Source organism: Halomonas sp. CSM-2 (assembly GCF_002119345.1).
Taxonomy (GTDB): Bacteria; Pseudomonadota; Gammaproteobacteria; order Pseudomonadales; family Halomonadaceae; genus Vreelandella; species Vreelandella janggokensis.
Map to the genome: position 1 here is coordinate 114,441 of NZ_NBYR01000015.1, position 22,031 is coordinate 136,471.

The 22,031-nt window shown below is 58.1% G+C and carries 23 protein-coding genes; 13 read left to right on the top strand and 10 right to left on the bottom strand.

The window, feature by feature from the left end:
- The first annotated feature begins 182 nt into the window (after nt 1–182).
- The gene (locus tag B7L15_RS14165) at nt 183–929 is read left to right on the top strand and encodes a sulfite exporter TauE/SafE family protein (protein WP_085919598.1); all 747 of its coding nucleotides are present in this window, start codon (nt 183–185) and stop codon (nt 927–929) included.
- A 9-nt stretch (nt 930–938) separates the two neighbouring features.
- Here B7L15_RS14165 and lhgO read toward each other — a convergent pair whose 3' ends face one another.
- Nucleotides 939–2,135 (bottom strand): L-2-hydroxyglutarate oxidase, encoded by a 1,197-nt coding sequence (gene lhgO / locus B7L15_RS14170; RefSeq protein ID WP_085919599.1) that lies wholly within the window; start codon nt 2,133–2,135, stop codon nt 939–941.
- Between the two features lie 99 nt (nt 2,136–2,234).
- On the opposite strand from lhgO, the gene csiR reads away from it, so the two are divergent.
- The 6 genes from csiR to gabT all read left to right on the top strand — a co-directional run bounded on the left by csiR (nt 2,235) and on the right by gabT (nt 8,834).
- Complete coding sequence (gene csiR / locus B7L15_RS14175; protein WP_085919600.1) at nt 2,235–2,924, top strand: DNA-binding transcriptional regulator CsiR; 690 nt, start codon at nt 2,235–2,237, stop codon at nt 2,922–2,924.
- 129 nt (nt 2,925–3,053) lie between these two features.
- Nucleotides 3,054–4,232: an acyl-CoA dehydrogenase gene (locus tag B7L15_RS14180; RefSeq protein WP_085919601.1), complete on the top strand. Its 1,179-nt coding sequence runs from the start codon at nt 3,054–3,056 to the stop codon at nt 4,230–4,232.
- Between the two features lie 69 nt (nt 4,233–4,301).
- A complete protein-coding gene (locus B7L15_RS14185) occupies nt 4,302–5,516 on the top strand; it encodes a CaiB/BaiF CoA transferase family protein (RefSeq protein ID WP_085919602.1) in 1,215 nt (404 codons plus the stop codon).
- 248 nt (nt 5,517–5,764) lie between these two features.
- Complete coding sequence (locus B7L15_RS14190) at nt 5,765–6,571, top strand: EAL domain-containing protein (RefSeq protein ID WP_085919603.1); 807 nt, start codon at nt 5,765–5,767, stop codon at nt 6,569–6,571.
- Nucleotides 6,568–7,503, top strand: a complete 936-nt coding sequence (locus tag B7L15_RS14195) for a sensor domain-containing diguanylate cyclase (protein WP_085919604.1) — start codon at nt 6,568–6,570, stop codon at nt 7,501–7,503. Before B7L15_RS14190 ends, B7L15_RS14195 begins: the two co-directional genes overlap by 4 nt.
- A 56-nt stretch (nt 7,504–7,559) precedes the next feature.
- Nucleotides 7,560–8,834 carry a 4-aminobutyrate--2-oxoglutarate transaminase gene (gene gabT, locus B7L15_RS14200; RefSeq protein ID WP_085919605.1) on the top strand — a complete coding sequence of 425 codons (1,275 nt, stop codon included), beginning with the start codon at nt 7,560–7,562 and terminating at the stop codon, nt 8,832–8,834.
- Nucleotides 8,835–8,894: 60 nt separating this feature from the next.
- On the opposite strand, the gene B7L15_RS14205 is transcribed toward gabT, so the two are convergent.
- From B7L15_RS14205 to B7L15_RS14220, 4 genes are all read right to left on the bottom strand, one after another.
- Nucleotides 8,895–9,143, bottom strand: a complete 249-nt coding sequence (locus B7L15_RS14205; protein ID WP_008958845.1) for a YkoF family thiamine/hydroxymethylpyrimidine-binding protein — start codon at nt 9,141–9,143, stop codon at nt 8,895–8,897.
- Nucleotides 9,144–9,152: 9 nt separating this feature from the next.
- Nucleotides 9,153–9,980: an alpha/beta fold hydrolase gene (locus tag B7L15_RS14210; RefSeq protein WP_085919606.1), complete on the bottom strand. Its 828-nt coding sequence runs from the start codon at nt 9,978–9,980 to the stop codon at nt 9,153–9,155.
- 111 nt (nt 9,981–10,091) lie between these two features.
- A complete protein-coding gene (gene dinB, locus B7L15_RS14215; protein ID WP_085919607.1) occupies nt 10,092–11,138 on the bottom strand; it encodes a DNA polymerase IV in 1,047 nt (348 codons plus the stop codon).
- A 43-nt stretch (nt 11,139–11,181) separates the two neighbouring features.
- On the bottom strand, nt 11,182–12,645 hold the full coding sequence (locus B7L15_RS14220; protein WP_085919608.1) for a protein adenylyltransferase SelO: 1,464 nt from the start codon (nt 12,643–12,645) through the stop codon (nt 11,182–11,184).
- Between the two features lie 86 nt (nt 12,646–12,731).
- Between B7L15_RS14220 and B7L15_RS14225 the strand changes: the two genes are divergently transcribed.
- Nucleotides 12,732–13,343 (top strand): DNA-3-methyladenine glycosylase, encoded by a 612-nt coding sequence (locus B7L15_RS14225; RefSeq protein WP_085919609.1) that lies wholly within the window; start codon nt 12,732–12,734, stop codon nt 13,341–13,343.
- Here B7L15_RS14225 and B7L15_RS14230 read toward each other — a convergent pair.
- The gene (locus B7L15_RS14230; protein ID WP_085919610.1) at nt 13,340–14,179 is read right to left on the bottom strand and encodes an NAD-dependent protein deacetylase; all 840 of its coding nucleotides are present in this window, start codon (nt 14,177–14,179) and stop codon (nt 13,340–13,342) included. The genes B7L15_RS14225 and B7L15_RS14230 overlap by 4 nt on opposite strands.
- Nucleotides 14,180–14,293: 114 nt before the next feature.
- Here B7L15_RS14230 and B7L15_RS14235 point away from each other — a divergent pair, with 114 nt between their 5' ends.
- Nucleotides 14,294–15,487 (top strand): UbiH/UbiF/VisC/COQ6 family ubiquinone biosynthesis hydroxylase, encoded by a 1,194-nt coding sequence (locus tag B7L15_RS14235; RefSeq protein ID WP_085919611.1) that lies wholly within the window; start codon nt 14,294–14,296, stop codon nt 15,485–15,487.
- A gap of 107 nt (nt 15,488–15,594) precedes the next feature.
- Here B7L15_RS14235 and B7L15_RS14240 read toward each other — a convergent pair whose 3' ends face one another.
- Entirely contained in the window at nt 15,595–16,497 is a 903-nt protein-coding gene (locus B7L15_RS14240; protein WP_176243696.1) for an alpha/beta fold hydrolase, read from the bottom strand.
- Between the two features lie 91 nt (nt 16,498–16,588).
- Here B7L15_RS14240 and B7L15_RS14245 point away from each other — a divergent pair, with 91 nt between their 5' ends.
- The 3 genes from B7L15_RS14245 to B7L15_RS14255 all read left to right on the top strand — a co-directional run bounded on the left by B7L15_RS14245 (nt 16,589) and on the right by B7L15_RS14255 (nt 19,450).
- Nucleotides 16,589–17,161 (top strand): CGNR zinc finger domain-containing protein, encoded by a 573-nt coding sequence (locus tag B7L15_RS14245; RefSeq protein WP_085919612.1) that lies wholly within the window; start codon nt 16,589–16,591, stop codon nt 17,159–17,161.
- Between the two features lie 165 nt (nt 17,162–17,326).
- Nucleotides 17,327–17,620: a hypothetical protein gene (locus B7L15_RS14250; RefSeq protein WP_254902949.1), complete on the top strand. Its 294-nt coding sequence runs from the start codon at nt 17,327–17,329 to the stop codon at nt 17,618–17,620.
- Nucleotides 17,621–18,256: 636 nt separating this feature from the next.
- A complete protein-coding gene (locus B7L15_RS14255; protein WP_085919613.1) occupies nt 18,257–19,450 on the top strand; it encodes an E22 family MetX-like putative esterase in 1,194 nt (397 codons plus the stop codon).
- Between the two features lie 99 nt (nt 19,451–19,549).
- Here the strand turns inward: B7L15_RS14255 and B7L15_RS14260 are convergent, their stop codons facing one another.
- Nucleotides 19,550–20,203: a DsbA family oxidoreductase gene (locus B7L15_RS14260; protein ID WP_085919614.1), complete on the bottom strand. Its 654-nt coding sequence runs from the start codon at nt 20,201–20,203 to the stop codon at nt 19,550–19,552.
- A 100-nt stretch (nt 20,204–20,303) separates the two neighbouring features.
- Between B7L15_RS14260 and B7L15_RS14265 the strand changes: the two genes are divergently transcribed.
- On the top strand, nt 20,304–20,726 hold the full coding sequence (locus tag B7L15_RS14265) for a hypothetical protein (protein WP_085919615.1): 423 nt from the start codon (nt 20,304–20,306) through the stop codon (nt 20,724–20,726).
- A gap of 108 nt (nt 20,727–20,834) precedes the next feature.
- Here B7L15_RS14265 and B7L15_RS14270 read toward each other — a convergent pair whose 3' ends face one another.
- Both B7L15_RS14270 and B7L15_RS14275 read right to left on the bottom strand, forming a co-directional pair.
- Complete coding sequence (locus B7L15_RS14270; RefSeq protein WP_254902950.1) at nt 20,835–21,254, bottom strand: hypothetical protein; 420 nt, start codon at nt 21,252–21,254, stop codon at nt 20,835–20,837.
- A gap of 144 nt (nt 21,255–21,398) precedes the next feature.
- Complete coding sequence (locus B7L15_RS14275) at nt 21,399–22,022, bottom strand: SagB/ThcOx family dehydrogenase (protein ID WP_085919617.1); 624 nt, start codon at nt 22,020–22,022, stop codon at nt 21,399–21,401.
- Between the last annotated feature and the right edge of the window lie 9 nt (nt 22,023–22,031).

Here is a 22,031-nt window from a genome sequence, read left to right on the forward strand (position 1 = left end):
CAATCGCCGTTTGATGCCAATAACTTGGCGTTAAGGCAAACCTTGCTTCAACGCTTGGCCAAGCCGAAAAGTCGTCTGCGTGCGTTTAGTTGGCGATGCTTATATGATCAATGGCTTATCGAAATTTCAGGCAAGGAGACCCCCATGCTCTATCGACACTATGCCCCTGGCAGGTGCCGCCCATGATGCTCTGGGAGGCCGCTGCGCTGGTGGGCATCGGTATTATCGCCGGGTTTATCAACGTGCTCTCGGCAGGCGGTTCGATGCTGGCACTGCCGCTACTAATGTTTCTTGGCTTGCCCACCCAGGTAGCCAACGGCACTAACCGTGTCGCCATTGTGCTGCAGAGCGTGTCCGCGATCAGCAATTTCAGACGCGCAGGCGCCTCGCATATCGGTCTGAGCTTGCGCCTTTCGGTGCCTGCCGTTGTCGGCTCGCTGGTGGGGGCGTGGCTCGCCCTGCAGGTTAGCGATGCGCTGTTCGAGGCGATCCTGATTGCCGTCATGGCCGCCTCGGCCCTGGTGATGCTGCTGCCACAGCCCAAACTGGATACCCGCCCGCTCACCAAGGACCGGCTGACCCCGCTGATTTATCTGGCCATGTTCGTGATCGGTATTTACGGCGGCTTTATTCAGGTCGGCGTGGGCGTGCTGTTCATCATCGTGCTGTACCGCATGCTGAAAATCGACCTGGCTCAGGTCAATGTTTTCAAGGTGCTGATCATTCTCGTCTATAGCCTCCCTGCCCTGGCGATGTTCATGTGGTTTGACCAGGTGCGCTGGAGCTACGGGCTTCTGCTGGCGGTGGGCAGCATGACCGGCGCCTGGCTGGCGGTAAAGGTCAACATGAGCCCGCGGGGAGCAATGTGGATCAAATACCTTACCCTTGCGATGATCGCCGCGATCCTGCTGCGCCTGCTGTTTGGCTAAGCGCCGGGGTCAATCGATCAGCAGCGCCGCAACCTGCTTAACGATATGCGCGCCAATGGGCAATGCCGAAGTCGCCGCCGGTGACGGCGCGTTACCCACGTTGAGCGTCCGCCGGGTGTTGACGAACAGAAAGTCGTCCACCAGCTTGCCGTCTTTAGAGACCGCCTGGGCGCGAACCCCCGCCGGGTAGGGCAGCAAGTCATCCGCCGTCAGGCTGGGGCAGTACTTGCGCACCAGCTCCAGGTAGCCGCGCTTGTAAAACGAGTTTTTCATTTCAGCCAGGCCCGGCCGAAGATGCCTGCCCAGCACCTTGAGAATACCGGGGTGCGTCAACATCTGGCCCATATCGGCAAGCGATACATCGCGCTTACGATAGCCTTCACGCTTTAAAGCGAGCACTGCGTTGGGCCCGACGGTCACACTGCCGTCGATCATGCGGGTCAGGTGCACGCCCAGAAACGGCATCGTCGGGTCGGGAATGGGATAAATCAGGTGGTTCACGATGTGATTATGCTGCTCGGGCAGTTGGTAGTACTCGCCGCGAAACGGGCAGATCGTGAAGTCGGGCTTCTGCCCCAGCATGCGGATCACCTTGTCGGCCATCAGGCCCGAACACGACACCAGATAACGGCTGGTGTACGACGCCTTCGATGTGCTCACCACCACCTCCTGGCGGCGCTCTTCCAACCCCGTCACTTCAGCTTCATAGCGGATTTCACCGCCCAGGCGCTGAAAGTCAGCGGCCATGGCCCGAGTCACTTCGGCGTAATCGACGATCCCGCTGGAAGGCACATGGATACCCGCCACGCCGGTAATATTCGGCTCGCGCTCGCGCAGGGCATCGGCTTCCAGCCATTCACGCTCGAGGCCATTGGCCGCAGTACGCTCCCAAAGCGCTTCCATGCGCTGCTTTTCGACCTCGTTCGTCGCGACCAGCAACTTGCCGCAGATGTCGTAGGCAATGTCGTGCTCGTCACAGAATTCGCGGGTAGCGCGATTACCCTCAAGGCAAAATCTGGCCTTCAAGCTACCCGGCGTGTAATACACACCGGCGTGAATCACACCACTATTATGGCCGCTCTGGTGCTGCGCGGGGCCACTTTCTTTTTCGAGCACCATCAGACGTTTATCGGGGTAGGTCTGCTGGAGCTGCATTGCCGTGGACATGCCCAGGATACCGCCACCAATAATGATGAAATCCCACATCAATCTCTTCCTCCAGGCCAAATTGTTAACATTTCCTGATAATAGCCGTTATTCTTCTGTTACCGATATTATCCAGCTTTAATCAGGGAGCCACTCGCCATGGAGCCAGACGCGCCGCGTCAGAACCTCGCCATTCGCGCCTACCGGAAGCTCAAGCACGATATTATCCGAGGCCGCTTCGCACCGGAACAGAAGCTGCTGATGAGCCGCCTCAAAGACGATTACGGGGTCAGCACCGGCCCGCTGCGCGAGGCATTATCGCAGTTGGTGGCCGACCACCTTGTGGTGGCCATCAGCCAGCGAGGCTATCGCGTTGCGCCCATGTCGCTTGCCGAACTCAACGATATCTACGACGCCCGCGCGCAGCTTGAGGGGCTCATTTTGCGCCTGGCCATCGAACGCGGCGACGATGACTGGGAAGCCGCCGTGCTGGCCGCGGCGCACCGGCTGGCCAAGGTCACCGCCATCAGCTCGCCGGATGAGCTGCTCGACGGCTGGGACCTGCGTCACAAAGCCTTTCATACCGCCATCGCCAGCGGCTGCAACTCGCCGCATCTCCTGCAAATGCGCGACACCCTGTTCAACCAGGTGGAGCGCTACCGCCATCTCTGGCTGCAGGAAACCGTCATGTCGCCCACGGCCCTGGAGCAAAAGCGCCAGGAGCATGCCACATTGGTCGACGTTATCCTGGCCCGGGATGCAGATCGAGCGTCTACCCTGATGCGCGACCATTTGATGACGCCGGTCCCCATCATTACCCGTGTGCTCAAGGCACGCGGTATCGGATAAATTCTTCGTTTTAAAAAAATGTAGATATTTTAAAGAAACGGCGATACATTGACTGTAGCATCACACCGACTGCACCGTTATTGCCGTGGTCGCTTGCGGGCGTCTGCGGGACAGCACCAAGGAGTTCACATGACACACTTCAACTGGGACGACCCGCTGCTGCTTGAGCAACAGTTGAGCGACGAAGAGCGCCAAATCCGCGACGCCGCCCACGACTACTGCCAGGAAAACCTTCAGCCCCGGGTGCTCAGCGCCTTCCGTGAAGAACGCTTCGACCGCGAGATCATGACCGAAATGGGCGAGCTTGGCCTGCTGGGGGCGACCGTTTCCCCCGACTACGGCGGCGCAGGCGTCAACCACGTCGCTTACGGCCTGATTGCCCGGGAAGTCGAGCGCGTGGACTCCGGCTATCGCTCCGCCATGAGCGTGCAGTCGTCGCTGGTAATGTACCCCATCGAGACCTATGGCTCCGAAGAACAGAAACAGAAATTCCTGCCCAAGCTTGCCAGCGGCGAGATGGTCGGCTGCTTCGGCCTGACCGAGCCAGACCACGGCTCCGATCCCGGCAACATGATTACCCGCGCAGAGAAAGTTGACGGCGGCTATCGCCTGACCGGCGCCAAGATGTGGATCACCAACAGTCCGATTGCCGATATCGCGGTGGTCTGGGCCAAGTCGGCCGCCCACGACAACCAGATCAAGGGCTTTATCGTCGAACGCGGCGTGGAAGGTTTCACCACGCCGAAAATCGAAGGCAAGGTCTCGCTGCGCGCGTCGATTACCGGCGAGATCGTGCTTGAAAATGCGTTTGTGCCTGAAGAGAACCTGCTGCCCAATGTCAGCGGCTTGAAGGGACCGTTCGGCTGCCTGAACAAGGCCCGCTACGGCATTGCCTGGGGCGTGATGGGCACGTCTGAATTCTGCTGGCATGCCGCCCGCCAGTACACCCTGGACCGTAAGCAGTTTGGTCGCCCGCTGGCCGCCAACCAGCTGATCCAAAAAAAACTCGCTGACATGCAAACCGAGATCACCCTTGGCCTGCAGTCAGCGCTCCAGGTGGGCCGCCTGATGGATAGCGGCAACTGGGCACCGGAAATGGTCTCGCTGATCAAGCGTAACAACTGCGGCAAGGCGCTGGATATCGCCCGTCAGTCCCGGGACATGCACGGTGGTAATGGCGTTTCTGACGAGTACGGCGTCATTCGCCACATGGTGAACCTGGAATCGGTCAACACCTACGAAGGCACCCACGACGTGCACGCCTTGATTCTGGGTCGCGCCCAGACCGGCATTCAGGCGTTCTTTTGATCACTGTCGTTTATCACTATCTGTTGAGCACCAGGCTTTGAGCACTTATCCCCCCTTACAGGAGCCTCTATGGGCGAGCTAACCAAACCCTTGGCCGGAATCAAGGTGCTCGATATCTCCCGAGTGCTGGCCGGCCCATGGTGTGGGCAAATGCTGGCCGACATGGGGGCCGACGTGATCAAGGTGGAACGCCCCGGCTGCGGCGATGACACCCGCCACTGGGGTCCGCCCTGGCTCGCGGGCAGTACCGAGTCGGCCTACTATCTGTGCGCCAACCGCGGCAAGCGTTCGGTCACGGTGGACATGGCAAAGCCCGAGGGCCAGGCACTCATCAAGCAGATGGCGGCTGACAGTGACGTAGTGATCGAGAATTTCAAAGTCGGCGGCCTCAAGAAGTACGGCCTGGATTACGCAAGCCTCAAGGCCCTCAACCCGGGCCTGGTCTATTGCTCGATTACCGGCTTCGGCCAGGAAAGCCCCTACGCCCACCGCGCCGGCTACGACTTCATGATTCAAGCCATGGGCGGGATCATGAGCCTGACGGGCAAGCCTGATGAGGAACCTGGCGGCGGCCCGGTAAAAAGCGGCGTGGCGTTTACTGACATCTTTACCGGCCTGTACGCCGCCAACGCAGTGCTCGCCGCCCTCTACCAGCGCCGCGACACGGGTGTCGGCTGCCATATCGATATGGCGCTGATGGACGTTCAGGTAGGCGTGCTCGCCAATCAGGCCTTGAACTATTTAACCTCAGGCAACGTCCCCCAGCGGCTGGGTAACGCCCACCCCAATATCGTGCCTTACCAGGCCTTTGCCACCCAGGACGGCCATATGATTGTCGCCGTGGGTAACGATGAGCAGTTCAAGCGCTTTAGCTCGGTGCTTTCACTGCCCGCCCTGGCTGACGACCCACGCTTTGCCACCAACGGCATGCGCGTTCAGCACCGCGACCAATTGGTGCCCGTACTCGAAGCGGCACTTGCCCAGCGCCCCACCGACGACTGGCTGGCGGCATTTGAAGACGTGGGCGTGCCCAGCGGCCCGATCAATACCCTGGACCGGGTATTCGACGATGCCCACGTCAAAGCGCGTGGGTTAAAGCAGACGCTGCCCCACCCACAGGCGGGCCAGGTTGATCTGGTCGCGAACCCCATTCGCATGAATGGTAAATCGATCAGCGCCAGTAAGGCGCCGCCCTATCTCGGCGAACACACCGACGACGTGTTAACCGATATTGGCATTACCCCTGAGCAGCGACAGGCGTTGCGCGATGCAGGTATTATCTGAATCTGACCGATTTCATTTAAACGCCTAGCCAACCGTACACTGGTTAACTACATCTTAGGCTACTGTAAAAAGCAGCCTATACCGGTGCTTTTGGTTGATGTCCGTTATCACCAAAATACTGTACAATACATATACAAAAAGCTTACAGAGAGTTAGTCTATTTGTACGACTAACCTGCTATTGTTTGGCCAAGTAGGCAATGCCGCGCTTGTTTTGTTACTGGCGAGCGCCAGAGACCTGGAGATACAATGAGTCAGTGCGCGCGCACAAACGGAACCTGCAAACGCTGCGAAGGCGAGCTGCCCTTCGATTTCACGATGGCCTTTCAACCCATTGTGGATGTATCGCTTGCCAAGATTGACGCCTATGAGGCTCTGGTACGGGGCCCGCAAGGTGAGTCTGCCTGGAGCGTTATTTCCCAGGTGACCGACAGCCTGCTCTATCACTTTGACCAGGCGTGTCGAGTTAAAGCCATTGAGATGGCAAGCGCGCTTGATATGCCGACAGCGCTGTCGATCAACTTCCTGCCCAACGCTGTATACGAACCCAGGGCCTGCATCCAGGCGACACTGGACGTCTCTAAACGCGTGGGTTGGCCAACCGACCGACTGATCTTCGAAATCACCGAAACCGAGCGCGTGCGTGACAGGCAGCATCTATGCAACATCATTGATGCCTATCGCTCGATGGGTTTCAGAACGGCCCTGGACGATTTCGGCAATGGTTACGCCAATCTGGACCTTCTGACCGACCTCGCCCCCGATAAAATCAAGATAGACCGTGAACTGGTGATGAACTGTGACCAGGATCATAGACGCCAGTCGCTGCTTCGCTCGATCATTCAACTGGCCGATGAACTAGCGATCAAACTGATTGCCGAAGGCGTGGAAACCCACGCAGAGGCGTTGTGGCTGGCCCGTGAAGGCATTGCCTGCCAACAAGGGTTCTACTATGCACGACCGGCCGTCAATGCCTTGGCTGACGATAAAGCCTTAAAGCTGCGCCTGATGGCGCTACGCGAAGAATCACAGCAGGTCAGCGAAGGTACCCAATGACTAGTTACGCCTCGCCAGACATTCATCAGCTTCTGGACCAATCAAAACGCAATACGGAAAACGTCATCAAGGCGGCACCGCTGGGTATCTGCATCACCGACCCCCATGGTTATTTTGAAATGGTCAACCCGGCGTACTGTGACTTTTACGGTTATGCCGAAGAGGAGTTGCTCGGCCAGCACTTCACCATGGTCGTTCCCGATGCCAACCGCGAGACGCTCCAGGCCCTCCACGACTCGTTTATAGGGGGAGAGGAGAGACATGAGCTGCGTCAGGAGTGGGAGGTCATCGGTAAAGGTGGCAAAACGCATACCATTATCGCCGAAGCCGCACGCATCATCGGCTTCGACGGCCAGCCACGGAAAGTCACCTTTATTGTCGATATCACCCAGCGCAAACGGCTGGAAGAACGCCTTCAACGGGCGAACGAGCGCCTGCATTACCTCGCCCACCATGACGAGCTCACCGGCCTGTTGAATCGCCGGGCCGGCTTGCAGCGCCTGGAACAGGAGCTAAGTCGAAGCTCGCGTTATGGCAGCCCACTTAGCATTGCGATGTTTGACCTGGATAATTTCAAGGCGATCAATGATACCTACGGCCATAGCGTAGGCGACGATATTCTCCAGGAAGTAACCGCTAAAGTGAACGAGACACTGCGCGAAACTGACTTGCAGATTCGCCTGGGCGGCGAAGAGTTTCTGGTCATCATGCCCGAAGTAAATGCAGAAAATGCGCGGCAGGCCATGGAGCGAGTGCGCGCTGCCGTTGCCCAGACAACGTTTACCCAGCGGGCCTTGACGGTTACGCTCTCCGCAGGCGTGGCAGGTTATGTTGAGGCCTCCACCACCCGGTTACTTGATCATGCCGATAAAGCCATGTATCAAGCTAAACAGTCGGGTCGCAATCGCGTTGTGGTCGCTTCATCCATGTAATCCTGCCTATTGCGCACTATGCTGAAGCCTATCCCCATCAACTCAGGAGTTGAGCTATGAGTAATGCCGAGTTAAACGAGTTAAAAAACAAGTATGTCGCTGCTGGTGCCGCAAGCCCCGCCACCGCCTTTGCCGCGCGCGCGGAAAACTCTGAAGTATGGGACGCCGATGGCAATCGCTTTATCGATTTTGCCGGCGGCATTGGCGTACTGAACGTCGGCCACCGCCATCCCAAGGTCGTGGCGGCGGTCAAAGCCCAGCTCGACAAGGTGATGCACACCTGCCAGACGGTAATGCCCTATGAAGGCTATGTAAAAGTCGCCGAGAAGCTGAGCCAGATCGTTCCGGTACGTGGCCACGCCAAGGTAATGCTGGCCAACTCAGGCGCTGAAGCGCTGGAAAACGCCATCAAGGTTGCCCGCGCGGCCACAGGTCGCTCCAATGTGGTCTGCTTCGACGGCGGCTACCACGGCCGTACTTTCTACACCATGGCCATGAACGGCAAGGTCGCGCCTTACCAGACCGACTTTGGCCCGATGCCGGGCACCGTTTTCCGCGCACCTTACCCCGTGCCCTACCACGGCGTAAGCGAAGACGAAGCCATCCGTGGCTTGAAAATGGCGCTGAAAACCGACGCCAACCCCAAAGATACCGCCGCTATCGTGCTTGAGCCGGTACTCGGTGAAGGCGGCTTCTACCCAGCCTCCACCAGCTTCCTGACCAAGATCCGTGAAATCTGCGATGAGCACGGCATCTTGATGATCATCGACGAAGTACAGTCGGGCTTTGGTCGTACCGGCAAGATGTTTGCCATCGAGCATAGCGGCGTAGAGCCAGACATCATGACCATGGCCAAGAGCATGGCCGACGGCATGCCGATCTCCGCGATCGTGGGTACCGACAAGGTCATGGACGCCTCTGGCCCCAACTCGCTGGGCGGCACCTATACCGGCAGCCCGACCGCCTGTGCGGCTGCACTTGCGGTAATGGAAGTGTTTGAAGAAGAGAACATTCTCGAGAAGAGCCAGGCGCTGGGCGAAAAGCTGGCGCAACGCTTCAGCAATTGGGAAAGCAAGTTCGCCTGCGTTGATAACAGCCGCAACATGGGTGCCATGGCAGCCTTTGAGCTGGTCTCGGACAAAACCGACCGTACGCCCAACCCTGAACTGGCCGCGGCGCTGTGCAAAAAAGCACGTGAAGAAGGGTTGATCCTGCTTTCCTGCGGCATGTACGGCAACACCATCCGCTTCTTGATGCCCGTCACCATTCAAGACGATGTGCTCAATGAAGGGCTGGATATTATCGAGTCCTGCCTGGATTCGCTGGTATAAGCGTTATCTTTATATCAGACCAAAACGCCGCCCAATTGGGCGGCGTTTTTTATGTTGGCGTTAACGAGGCCGCCGGTCACCCTCGAGAAAATTAGCCGTAAAGACCGCTTTTCCATGGGTTTCGAACGACCACTTCATGACATCGCTCAGCGCTGCCATCACCTCGTCGAATTCACCAAACACCTGGGTACTCATCCGGTTAGGATGAACCTCCAGGCCTGTTGCTTCCAGGCGTTTTACCACTTCTTTCACCACCGGCTTGAAATCATCGGCCAGTGGGTAATAGCTAAGCTGTACAGAAAGATACATAACGTCTCCTTACGCTGTGCGGGAAGACTGACTCGTCTTGGCCATGCGATGCCAGACATCCAGGATAGCGTCGCGGGTTTCCTCGGGGTGCTCCATGGGGAACATGTGCGTGCCAGGAACACGGCTCACCTCGACCCCATAGCGCTTCAAGCGCTGAATGCGCGACGCCGTCAACAAGTGTGAGTTGTCGCCCGCCACGACCTCTACCGGGACGCTCAACCGACGCGGCAAACGGGTCAAGTGGTCCGGCAAATGACGGAAAATCTCTACCTCGATGCGCGGGTCAAACGTCAGTTCGGCACTGCCGTCGGCCAACACTCGGGTTCCTGCTTCAATGTAGTCGTTGAGCGCGTCCGGGGTAAAGCGCCGGAACAGCCCCCGGCGACGCAGCGAATTGGCCATGGCCTCACGACTCGGCCATACCGTGCGCCGGCCCAGGGTTTTACCCGCAGGTGTTACCCGGTCGACAAACCCAAAGCGTTTGGCAGCTTTCATCGCCCAGGCATCCCGTCCCAGCATCAACGGTGGATCGAGCATGATCACGCCGCAGAAGCGTTCGGGCTGTTTATCAGCCGCCATCGCCATCAGTGTGCCGCCCAGCGAATGTCCGACACCAAGCAATGGCTTATCGCTATCGGGGAGGTAGCTCAGCAACTCATCCACCAGGTTGCCCCAGTTATGATTGACCGGGTAATCCGGATGGTGCCCCAGGCGATCCAGCGGGTGCAGATCAAAGGACTCGGCCAATGGATCAAGCAGGCTGCGATAGCTCAAACCGGGAAAGCCATTGGCATGGGCAAACACTAAGCGAGGGCGTGATGAGGTATCAGCAGGCATGGCAGGGCTCATGGTGAAGTCGATAAGTCAGTGGTTAGAAACCATCTATCATACATCTGTTTTAATTCACTCTGTGCGCAGCGTCAATCCGATCAGGCGTTAACAGGCTAATTAAAAAAGCGCCAGCTGTTGCACTTGCGTGTTCTCCGCCAGCCGATACCCTACGCCCAGCAGGCGCACGGGTCGCTCGCCACGGTGCCAGCCCACGTTCAGCAGTGTTTCGAACTGAGCCAGGTCCGGCGCGGGGTCAGCGTGCTCTACAGTGGTTTGGGTGAAATCGTTGAACTTTACTTTAACGATTAGCCCGCGCACCCCGAGCGGCGGGTCCAGCCTTGCGTAGCGGCGCTCTAAATCCTCGATCAGCCCCGGCAGTTCATGGCGACAGGCCTCAAGAGTGGGCAAGTCCTGGGCATAGGTTTGCTCGGTGCTGATCGATTTGCGCTCGCGGTGGGTTTTCACCGGTCGATCATCTCGCCCCCAGCTCAGCTCATGCAACCGCCGCCCGAAACGGCCGAAGTGCTCCACCAGATCCGTGAGTGTCCGAGCGCGTAAATCGGCACAGGTATGAATGTCCAGACCCGCCAGTTTCTCCGCCGTACGCGGACCCACGCCGTGGATTTTTTTCACCGAGAGCTGCTGTACGAAGCCGTCCACCTCATCCGGCGTGATCACGCAGAGGCCGTCGGGCTTGTTCCAGTCGCTGGCGATTTTGGCCAGAAACTTGTTCGGCGCCACACCCGCCGAGACGGTAATGCCTACCTCGCGGCTGACCCGCTCACGTATCGCCTCGGCCATGAGCGTCGCACTACCGTGATGCTGAGTAACCCCGGAGACATCCAGGAAAGCCTCATCCAGGGAAAGCGGCTCGATAAGCTCGGTAACGTCGCGATAGATGGCAAATACCTGCCGCGCGACGGCTTTATACTTGGCCATATCGCCGCGAATGACCGTTAAATGCGGGCAGCGCTTGAGCGCCTGGGCCATGGGCATCGCCGAGTGAATGCCGTATTCGCGGGCGGGGTAATTGCAGGTGGCGACCACCCCGCGCTGCTCCACGCTGCCGCCAATCGCGATGGGAATATCGCTCAGCGCCGGGTTGTCGCGCATCTCCACCGCCGCGAAAAAACAGTCACAGTCGCAGTGAATAATTTTGCGCACTGGCTAGCCTTTAAACTGTAAAAAAACACAGCTTACCACAGCATCAGGTACCGCAGAACGTCCGCAGCACCTGCTCGCTTTCGGTGGCGGGTGCCGCCAAGCGACGCGCTTCAACGGTGTCTTCAAACGGCTTGGTCACTACCGCAAGTAGCGTATGGAACGGCGTGAAATCGCCCTCGACCGCGGCATCAATGGCCTCTTGAACGCGGTGGTTGCGGGGAATAACCACCGGGTTGGCGCGCTGCATGGCTGCCAGGCGGTCGGTGTTTTGGCTTGCCACCTGGGCCGCCTGCCACTGGCTGAGCCATTCGCCTAGCGCCTCTGAGTTCTGCGTTAGCGCCAGCACGTCCTCACGCCTCTGATCACTGGGCGACGCGACGTATTGCGTCAGCGCATCAAAGGTGGCGGTCATGTCCATCCGGCCCTGGTGCATCTGGCTTTCCAGCCCTTCCATCAACGCCTCGGCCTGGTCACTTTCCGCTTCCAGGCCTAGCTTATCGGCATGCAAGCGGCGCTGTTCGGCGTTAAACAACGTATCGAAATGGCGGATAGCATCGGTGGCTTTTTCAACCAAGGCATCGCCCTCACCGTCTATCAGCGGCAGCAATGTCTCGGCGAAGCGGGCCAGGTTCCACTGGGCAATCGCCGGTTGGTTGGCAAACGCATAGCGGCGGCCTTCATCGATGGAGCTATACACCTTCTGCGGATTGAACTGCTCCATGAAAGCACAGGGGCCATAATCGATGGTCTCCCCTGCCAGGCTGCAGTTATCGGTGTTCATCACCCCATGAATAAAGCCGACGCTCAGCCAGCGGGCAATCAATTCTGCCTGGCGGGCGACAACCGCCTCAAGCAGCGCCATGTAGGGGTCGTCTGCCGAAGCAGCCTCCGGGTAATGGCGCTCAATGGCATGATCCGCCAGGGCCTTTAGCGCCGCTTCATCCTGACGGGCAGCGATAAATTGAAACGTCCCGACGCGAATATGGCTGCTGGCCACGCGGGTAAATACCGCCCCCGGCTCGGGCAGTTGGCGCACCACCCGCTCACCGGTGGTAACGGCCGCCAGCGCGCGGGTGGTAGGAATCCCTACGGCGGCCATAAACTCGCTGACCAGATATTCACGCAGCACCGGCCCCAAGGGCGAGCGGCCATCACCACCGCGGGAAAACGGCGTACGGCCGCTGCCCTTGAGCTGCACATCACGGCGCTTGCCGTGCTGGTCGACGACTTCACCCAGCAGTAACGCTCGGCCATCGCCCAGCTGCGGCACAAAGTTGCCGAACTGGTGGCCCGCGTAGCCCAGGGCACCCGGTTTGGCCCCGGGCGGTAACTGATTGCCACTGAACCACTCGGCAAGCGTGGTGGTATCAGGGATGTCCTGCGCGCCCAGTTCTCGGGCGAGCGGGGCATTAAACGCAATCAACTCCGGGCGGGCAACCGGCGTTGCCTGGCTGGCAACCCAGAGCGGTTCCGGTAAGGTGGCATAACGATGTTCAAATGACAGCATGAAACGATCCACGTGCTAGCGAATAAGGCATGTCCTCATACCCTAGCATTTTACTCAAGTAAACGCCGAGACAAAGCTTCCCAACGATGTCGACTACCCATAAATCTACGCTAACGCCCCTGCCCCAGGATTTTTATAACCGCGATACCCTGACGGTCGCCCGAGACATGCTCGGCTGCTGGCTGGTGCGTGAAGACAACGGGGAGCAACTGGCCGCCAGGATTGTGGAAACAGAGGCGTATTGCGGTGCTGAGGATTCCGCCTGCCACGCCCACCGCCGCCGCTCGCCCCGCACGGAAGCCATGTTTGGCCCAGCGGGCCACGCCTACATTTATCTGGTATATGGCATGCACTGGCTACTCAACGTGGTCACCGAGCCGGAAGATTCACCCTGCGCGGTGTTAATTCGCGCCGTGGAGCCCACCATCAACGAGGCGGCAATGCGTGCCACCCGCCAGGCACCGGGCAAGCAGTTGAGCAATGGCCCGGGCAAGCTCACCCGTGCGCTTAGTATTGATAAGGCCTTGTACGGCCACGATATGACCCAGACTGGACAGCTGTGGATTAGCCGAGCCACGCATAGTACCGCTATTGCGACCGGGCCTCGCGTGGGGATCGATTACGCCAGCCCTGAGCACCGCGACGCACCCTGGCGGCTATGGTTGGAGGGTAATCCGTGGGTGTCCAAGGCGCGCTAATTCTCGCGCAGACAACGCACCGCCTCTTCCAGCACCGGCGTTAACGGTGCGCGCCACTGATGGGTGAGCATGGCATCAGCGCGGGTCACGCCAAGCGAGAGCGAGGCAACGGGAAGGCCCATTCCATGCGCCTCGCGGCAGAAGCGGTAGCCGGAATAGACCATCAATGACGTTCCCACGGCCAGCACCGCCTCCGCATTGTGCAACCCAGCCTGGGCGGCAACCCGCCGAGCAGGCGGGACCACATCGCCGTAATAGACAACGTCCGGTTTGAGAATCCCCCTGCAGCGCGGGCAGTCGAAGACCTTAAAGGCGGAAAAATCGGTTTCCAGGTCAGCGTCGCCGTCCGGTGCATGACCGGCATCCAGGGCGGCAAAACGCGGGTTGAGGTGTGCCATTTCACTATGCATGGCGTGGCGCATCATATGGTAGCCACAGTTCATGCAACTGACGGTATCGGCCCGGCCGTGCAGGTCAATGACTTTCCTTGACCCCGCCCGCTGATGCAGGCGGTCCACGTTCTGGGTGACTAACAGCTCCACATAACCCATGGTTTCCAATGCGGCCAGTGCCTTGTGCGCACCGCTCACCTGGGCTCCGGTCAGGGCCTTGAAACCGACCAGCGCACGCGCCCAGTAGCGCTGGCGCACCGCATGGGAAGCCATGAAGTCGCCGTGCTGAACCGGCGGTGAGCGCTTCCACTGGCCATCGGCATCGCGATAGTCAGGAATCCCGCTGTCGGTGCTCACGCCCGCGCCGGTAAGAATCCAGAGCTTTGGGTAGCGCGCGATAAAGTCGGCAAGCTCTTCACCTGCCTGGGCCACGCTTTTGATCATGTCCACTGCCTGCGTCAAATGTTCACCCCTAGGCAATTCTGCTCTCGCTAGACGATACTGTATGACAACGGCAACGCCTACTCTGTGCCAAGCTTTTTATCCGAGGAGCCACTTATGCAAGGGTCTGATCAACGGACGATGCGGGATCATGATGTCATTATTGTTGGCGGCGGCATGGTGGGCGCCGCACTGGCGGCCCGGCTGGGCAATGCGGGCCAATCCGTCGGGCTGATCGAACAAGGCGATGCCCCCGCAGCGCCCGAGGGCGACTACGACCTGCGCATCTCGTCGCTGAATGCGCGCTCGCTTACGTTTATCAATGCCAGCGGCACACAGCTGCCCGAGGAGCGCTGCTGCCCCTTCCGGCATATCGATGTCGCCAACCAGGCTGGCACCGGCCACTCGCTTTTCTCTGCGGCTGACAGCGGCATGGAAGACTTCGGTATCTTTGTCGAAAACCGCACGCTCCAGTACGCCCTCTGGCAGCGTTTGGCCGACCTCCCCGGCGTGACCTGCTATACCCAGTGCGCCCCGATAAGCACCCTGACCACGGGCGAGGCGCGCCTGATCGAGCTGGATAACGGCAAGACGCTAACCGCCGCGTTGATCGTCGGGGCCGATGGTGCGCGTTCCACCCTGCGCGAATTAGCCAGCATTGGCGTGACCCATTACGACTACCACCAGCGGGCGATGATCATTAACGTGGAGACCGAACTGCCCCAGCAAGACGTCAGTTGGCAGGTCTTTACCCCCACCGGCCCCATGGCCATGTTGCCACTGCCCGGCCAGCGCGCGTCGCTTGTGTGGTACGACAGCGACGAGGCCACCAAGACACGGGAAAAGCTGGACGATGACGCGCTCAAGACAGACATCGAAGACGCCTTCCCCGAGCGGCTGGGCAAGCTCACCCGTATCGTGGCGCGCGCCAGCTTCCCCATCAAACGCCAGCACGCCAAGCGCTACATCGGCAAACGCCTGGCGCTGATCGGCGACGCTGCCCACGTGGTGCACCCGCTGGCAGGCCAGGGACTGAACATCGGCCTGCACGACGCCGACACGCTCGCCGAGATTATTATTCATGGCCGCGACCCCGGCGACTACCTCAACTTACTACGCTTTGAGTGCCAGCGCCGGGCGGCTAACCAGGCAATGATTGCTGCCACCGACAGCTTCCACCATCTGTTTACCGGTGCCAAACCGCTGCGCCAACTGGGTGATCTCAGCCTGCATATCGCCGAGCGTATCCCCTTCGCCAAACGCATGATGATGCAGCAGGCCAACGGGCTGAATCCATTTAAACGGCGCTAGGACAGATAAGCGCAACGACGCGTCACAAAGAAGGCCAAGCTTAACCGCTTGGCCTTCTTGCGTAGATGATGCCCAGCTTGGAACAGAGGCTAACCTGTTGCTTCTCTCTATCCCTTCAGGTGGTTATCCAGAAACTCACGAATCACCGGGATAATGACATCGCCGTGGGTCTCCAGGGCAAAGTGCCCTGTGTCGTAAAAGCGAATGTCCGCCTGAGGCATATCGCGCTTCCAGGCATCAGCCCCCGGCGGCAGGAAGAATGGATCATGCTTCCCCCATACGGCGAGCAACGGCGGCTGATACGCCCGAAAATAGGCCTGAAACTCAGGGTACTTCGCCACGTTGGACGCGTAGCCCAGCAATAAATCGAGCTGGATATCCGCCATCCCAGGTTGAGAAATATGCGCCCCTTCCAACGTGTAGGCATCCGGTGCTATGACGCTTGTATCACTTACCCCCTCCACGTACTGCCATTTGATAGACGCCGGGGTCGGGAACTCACTGAGCGCATCACGATTCGCTTGTGAAGGGTCGTTCCAATACTTGCGGATTGGCTCCCACCCTTGTGAAAGCCCCTCCTCATACGCATTGCCGTTTTGCGAAATGATCGCGGTGATCTTTGACGGGTGAGCCTCTGCCAAACGCCAGCCAACAGGCGCACCATAGTCGTGAACGGCGATGGCGTAGCGCTCAAGGTTCAACTGCTCGGTAAATTGATCGATCGTCTTCGTCAGGTTGGCAAAGGTGTATTCATACTCACCGCGCGCCGGTGATTGAGTAAAGCCAAACGCCGGCAAATCCGGGGCGACGACGTGATAGCTATCGGCCAATGCCTCAATCACATCGCGCCACATATACGAGGACGCCGCGAACCCGTGCAGCATCAATACCGTCGGCGCCGCTGGATCTCCCGCTTCACGATAGAAGACATCGACATCGCCCACTGTCTCGAAACCGTAGTGAACCTGCCGCGCCGCCGATCCAGAAGCCGTCATATTTTCAGATGTCATAGCCAAGCCCTTAGTAACCATTAAAAATTACTTTTGAAGGTTATGAAGAAACATAGTAACCTGTCAAGCGTTAAATTAAAGGTTACTCAGCATGTCATCTAAAATTATCGCCCCGTTTATCGCCAGCAACCTCGCTCTCGATTTCATCAACACGCAATTTGGCGTCGGCGAAGCGCGCCAGGAATGCCTTCATGACGACAGCGGTGTAGTGGCGTGGCTTCAACAGGCGGGTGTACTGAAGGAAGCTTGTGAACCCCCACCGGCTGGGATCGCCCAGTTGGCTCGGAAACTGCGCGACAACATGCGGGATCTGCTCGTCTCGGCCCAACTGGAGCAGGCCGCAGACTCCGCCGTGGTCAATCACGTGCTGGAATGGGGTTACCCCATAGAGAAGATTGAATGGCAGCCGAGTGAGGCGGTGTTTCAGAAAAAAACGTATAAACGCAACATGGACAGCGAAAGCCTGTTACACCCCGTCGCCGCGTCGTTGGTCCAGTTGCTTACCGAGGAAAATCTGCAGCTCGTCAAACAATGTGAAGCCTCGGACTGCGTTCTCCTGTTCCACGATCAAACGAAATCCCACCGCCGCCGCTGGTGCAGCATGGCCGCTTGCGGCAACCGGATGAAAGCGGCCGCACACCGTGCCAGGAAAAAAACGGGGTAGTAGGCTTTAGGTAGTATCCATTAGGTGACACTCGCCATGATCAAAATAGCGTTAGCTCTGAGCACCCTGATACTCATCAGCGGGTGAGCTCACGACAGCAATACCGCCACATCCGGCGCGACCGAGCCAGGTACATCAACCGAGCAAAGCGAGCCCCACCATCAGATGACCGACCAATGGGTCGGCCGATGGACCGGCGTAGAAGGGTTATTCCTGGAAATCAGCAAGGACGCGTCTGCGGGCCCGGGCCATTACCTGCTTCACATGCGCTACGGCCTGGATGCTGATCAAATCGGCACCTTCGAAGGGCAATCAACCGCCGATGGCATTCGCTTCAACCGCGGGGACGGCCCACAGCTGCTCCGTGCGGGCGACGGCGAAGCGACAGGCATGAAGTGGCTATTGGAAAAGGAAGATTGTCTGATCGTCAGAACAGGTGAAGGCTATTGCCGCGACTGATCTGCTCGACGGAAGTAGGTTTATTTCACCACTAAGTGCGCTAGCCAACAGACCAGATAACACTATCCACCTACTTTGATAAAGAGGCGAAGGACTGCCTCGAAAATAAGCTAGAGCGTGCGCCTCAGGGATGATGGCGCGACACGGATTGCGGATTCACAAAAGGAGTATTTACTGATGAACAGTATCGTCTACATTGTTGGTGCCGTCGTTATCGTCATAGCGATTCTTTCCTTTCTGGGCTTGCGGTAGCACGCGGCTAAGACATGTTTTTATAGAGACTTACCCAGAGCCTGCGATGATTGACCATTCGCAGGCTTTTGCGTATCGCACTGAGTTACCACAGGAAAGGGCTTCAGATGCTGCTTTATATGGCCAAGTCGGTATACATGCTACTCAACTTTTCGCCTATTCCTCACGCAATCTAGCGCTACACCATCGATTTAACGGCGTCAGGCCGCTGCGTCAGCCGAACGACCTTAGCCTTCACATCATCAAGCGCCTCCTGCTCACTAAACCCAACAGCAAGCCTAAGGGTTAACCCCTTCAAAATGCGTTAAAAATGGCTAGGCTGTGAGGAAGGCCATTGCAGATGGTCAACAACAATCACAATGATCCCTTATCGCAGGAGAACTTATGGCGCTTATTCAACGGCATCCTCTGCTAACGTCAGCGTTTATCAGCATCGGCCTAATTGCCTCTTCATCACTAATGGCTTGGGACGGCCTAGTCGAAAAGCAGACCTTCGAGCTAGAAAACTTCACCACCCAAGGGGGAGAAACCATCCCCGAAGTAAGCGTGGGTTGGGAGGCCTACGGCGAATTAAACGAGGCCCGCGATAACGCCATTCTGATTACCCATTTCTTCTCCGGCACCAGCCACGCCGCCGGCCGCTATGAGACCGAGGGCGAACCAACCGGCTACTGGGATGCGATCATCGGCCCCGGCAAACCGCTGGATACCGATGAGTACTACATCATTGCCTCGGATACGCTGGTCAACCTCAATGCCCATGACCCGAATGTCACCACCACCGGGCCTGCCTCAATCAACCCGGATACCGGCGAACCCTGGGGCATGGACTTCCCGGTGGTGACCATTCGTGACTTTGTCGAGGTGCAGCGCGAGTTGCTGGAAAGCCAGGGCATTGAATCGCTGCATGCGGTGATGGGTGCCTCGATGAGCGCGCTTCAAGCCTTTGAGTGGGCCAGTGCCTACCCAGACCGGGTCGAGCGGCTGATTCCCGTGATCGGCGGCGGGGTGGCCGACCCCTGGCTGCTGGCAACCCTGAGCGCCTGGGGCGCACCGATTCGCCTGGATGCCAACTGGAACGAAGGCGACTACTACGACGGCGAGCCGCCCACCGACGGGCTTAAAGAAGCGCTCAAACTGGTCACGCTCAATGCCAACCACTGGGAGTGGGCCAACGACACCTTTAACCGCGACTGGGCCGACGAAGGCCGCGACCCGGCCAAGGATATCAATGCCCGCTATGCGATAGAGCAAACCCTGGATGACATCGCCGCTGCACGCGCCGAAACCTCCGATGCCAACCACCTGCTGTATCTGGTGCAGGCCAACCAGGCCTTTATGACCGGCCACGGCGACTCGTTAGAGGAAGGGCTTGCCGCCATCGATGCGCCCACCTTGATGCTTTACAGCGAGAGTGACCTCGTCTTCGCCCCAGAAGGCGTGCGCCACACCGCCGAGCTGATTGAAGCAGACGGCACCGAAGTGACGCTTGAAACCCTGGAAGGCGACCGCGGCCACCTGAACGGCGTACTCTTCATCGACCAGGCCAGCGATACGCTGCGGGCGTTTTTGGAGTAATTGATTGAGCGCTGGCTTTGCGTCTTGAAGCCGGCGCTTAAGAAATTGCGATATGAACCAGCCTGATTGAGCGCAACTCAGGCCGGAGCCACTGAAACATTAGCGGCTAGCGTTTTCCTCGGCCACCTGACGAAGTGCATCGACAAGCACGTCGGCGGGCTGGGCACCAGAAATCAGGTAGCGCCCTTCGAGAATGAACCCTGGGACCGCGCTCACGCCTGCTTCCATAAATCGCTGTTCTGCCGCGCGAACTTCGTCCGCGTATTGATCGGACCGGGCAATAGCCTCGGCGGCGTCCCCGTCAAGCCCAACCTCGATGGCCTTCTCTCGCAGAACAGTGGGATCTGAAGGGTTTTTCGCCTCACCAAAGTAGGCATCGAACAGCGCCAACTGCAGGGGCGTCTCCAGGTTCTGCGTTGCGGCCCACGCAAGCACACGGTGGGCAGCGAACGTATTGTTCGCTCGACGCTCCTGGGCGCCACGAAAATTCAGCCCAAGCTCTTCGGCCACCGCCATAATCTCGTGCTGGGATTGCTCCATGCTGGCAGCATCCGTGCCGTACTTGCGGCATAAATGCTCCAGAATCGGCTCGCCCTCGGGCGGCATGTCCGGGTTGAGCTCGAAGGGCTGCCAGTGGAGTTCAACGTCGATCTCGCCATCTAGTATTTCCAACGCTTGCTCCAAGCGCCGGTAGCCGATCGCGCACCACGGGCAGGCGACATCGGACACCAGGTCGATTCTTACCTTTTGCATTTTGTTTACCCCTTCGACATATCCCAAAATTCGATCAAACTAAATAAAGCATTTTACGTGTATATAGGGCGTAACGGCAGTACTGATAAGGGAGACAGCCATGGCAAAAGTAGCGTTAGCGTTAAGCTTCCTATTACTTATCAGCGGTTGTGCTCATGATAGACATAACGAAACCTCCGACGTGACCGACTCAAGCACGTCAGCCGAACAAAGCGCGCCCCACCACCAGATGACCGACCAGTGGGTCGGCCGATGGACTAGCGTAGAAGGGTTATTCCTGGAAATCAGCAAGGACAAGTCGGCAGGCCCTGGCCATTATCTCCTTCACATGCGCTACGGCCTGGATGCCGATCAAATCGGCACTTTCGAAGTGCAAGCCACCGCCGAGGGCATTCGCTTCAACCTCGGGGATGGCCCACAGATGCTTCGTGCGGGCGACGGCGAAGCCACCGGTATGAAGTGGCTAATGGAAAAAGAAGACTGTCTGGTAGTGGCAACAGGTGAAGGCTATTGCCGCGACTGACTCGCCTGGCGCTCTTTCAATAAGGGCAACAAATCTGGCATCTCAATGCTCGACATCGCCCTCCTTTGGGTCACCTGCTCGGTGCAGGTGGCTTCATGCGCCAGCGCCCTACACACGTCGCAGCCCGACCAGCAATACCCATAACCTTTGAATACCCACAGACCCCACAAAAAGAACCAGCCCCATCGCTAAAGAGGCTCCACCTCGCCATAATAAATAAGGGTTGGCGCTTGAGTACTGTTGCGCAAAACTCTCGCCAAGAGAAACGACACCGGTGGCAATAAAGTAAATACCGATAAGCGCCGTTCCAACCGCCATCAAAGCGCGAACGCCAATCGACATGTTTGCCTCGTGCGGAACCAGCCAACCCGCCAGCTTCTCGCGTAGCAAAATAAGACCAACGCCAATCAGCGTGTAACTAAAAAAGTGCACCGCGTGGATCATTAAGACACTGGCTGGTATATCCCCCTGATCAGAAAACACCATAAATAACGATGAAACGACCTCAGGCAACTGACGTAACGTCATCCATAACCCCATTAACGCAACTAGGCTTGCGACCAACGGGCGTGTTTGCATCCTTGGCATAGATTCCTCTGTACGAAAAGCGTTGTAGAGTGAGTGGCGACGCGGAGTAAGGGCTATCAGCGTGACGCGCATCGTTATGCGCTGCTAAACATCCGGTCGTTGCCCAATACACAGCAGTGCCGTTGGCTCCAAGTCTGAGGGTAACCTCAGTGCTTGCTTCACCCTCAAATCATCAAACCCTGCCACTAGCACACAGCCAACTCCGAGAGCCGTGCTCAAAAGATGGATATTCTGCGCTAAAGCGCCAACTTCCATATACACATAGCGAGCACCACGCTCCCCCTGAGGTGGCTGACATTCAAAGTACCGAACCGCCTCCGCAAGTTTCGCTGTAACGCCGATGACGATAGCCGCATCCTTCAACCATGGTTGATCGCCGATACCTAGCTCTAACATGGTTTCTTCCGGCACACGATCACCGACAAGCTTCAGCGAATGGCTGTCATTCATATATTCATAAATACCAGGCTCAAGCCCTGATACTCGTTGCAACGCGATTCGTAGATGGAGCGGGTATACCCCTCCGGCCGATGGAGTGGTTCTTTTTTGGTCTGGACCAGTGCTTCCCTGAGCCGACCAAAGCAACTGGGACAAGACACCTAACGGTAAAGGCGCCTTTGAGTAATGCCTTATACTGCGACGAGCCTCAATACAGCCAACCAATGGTTCAGAGTTTTGCAATTCTGGTGCAGGTAACTCGAAGATCATGCATTGACT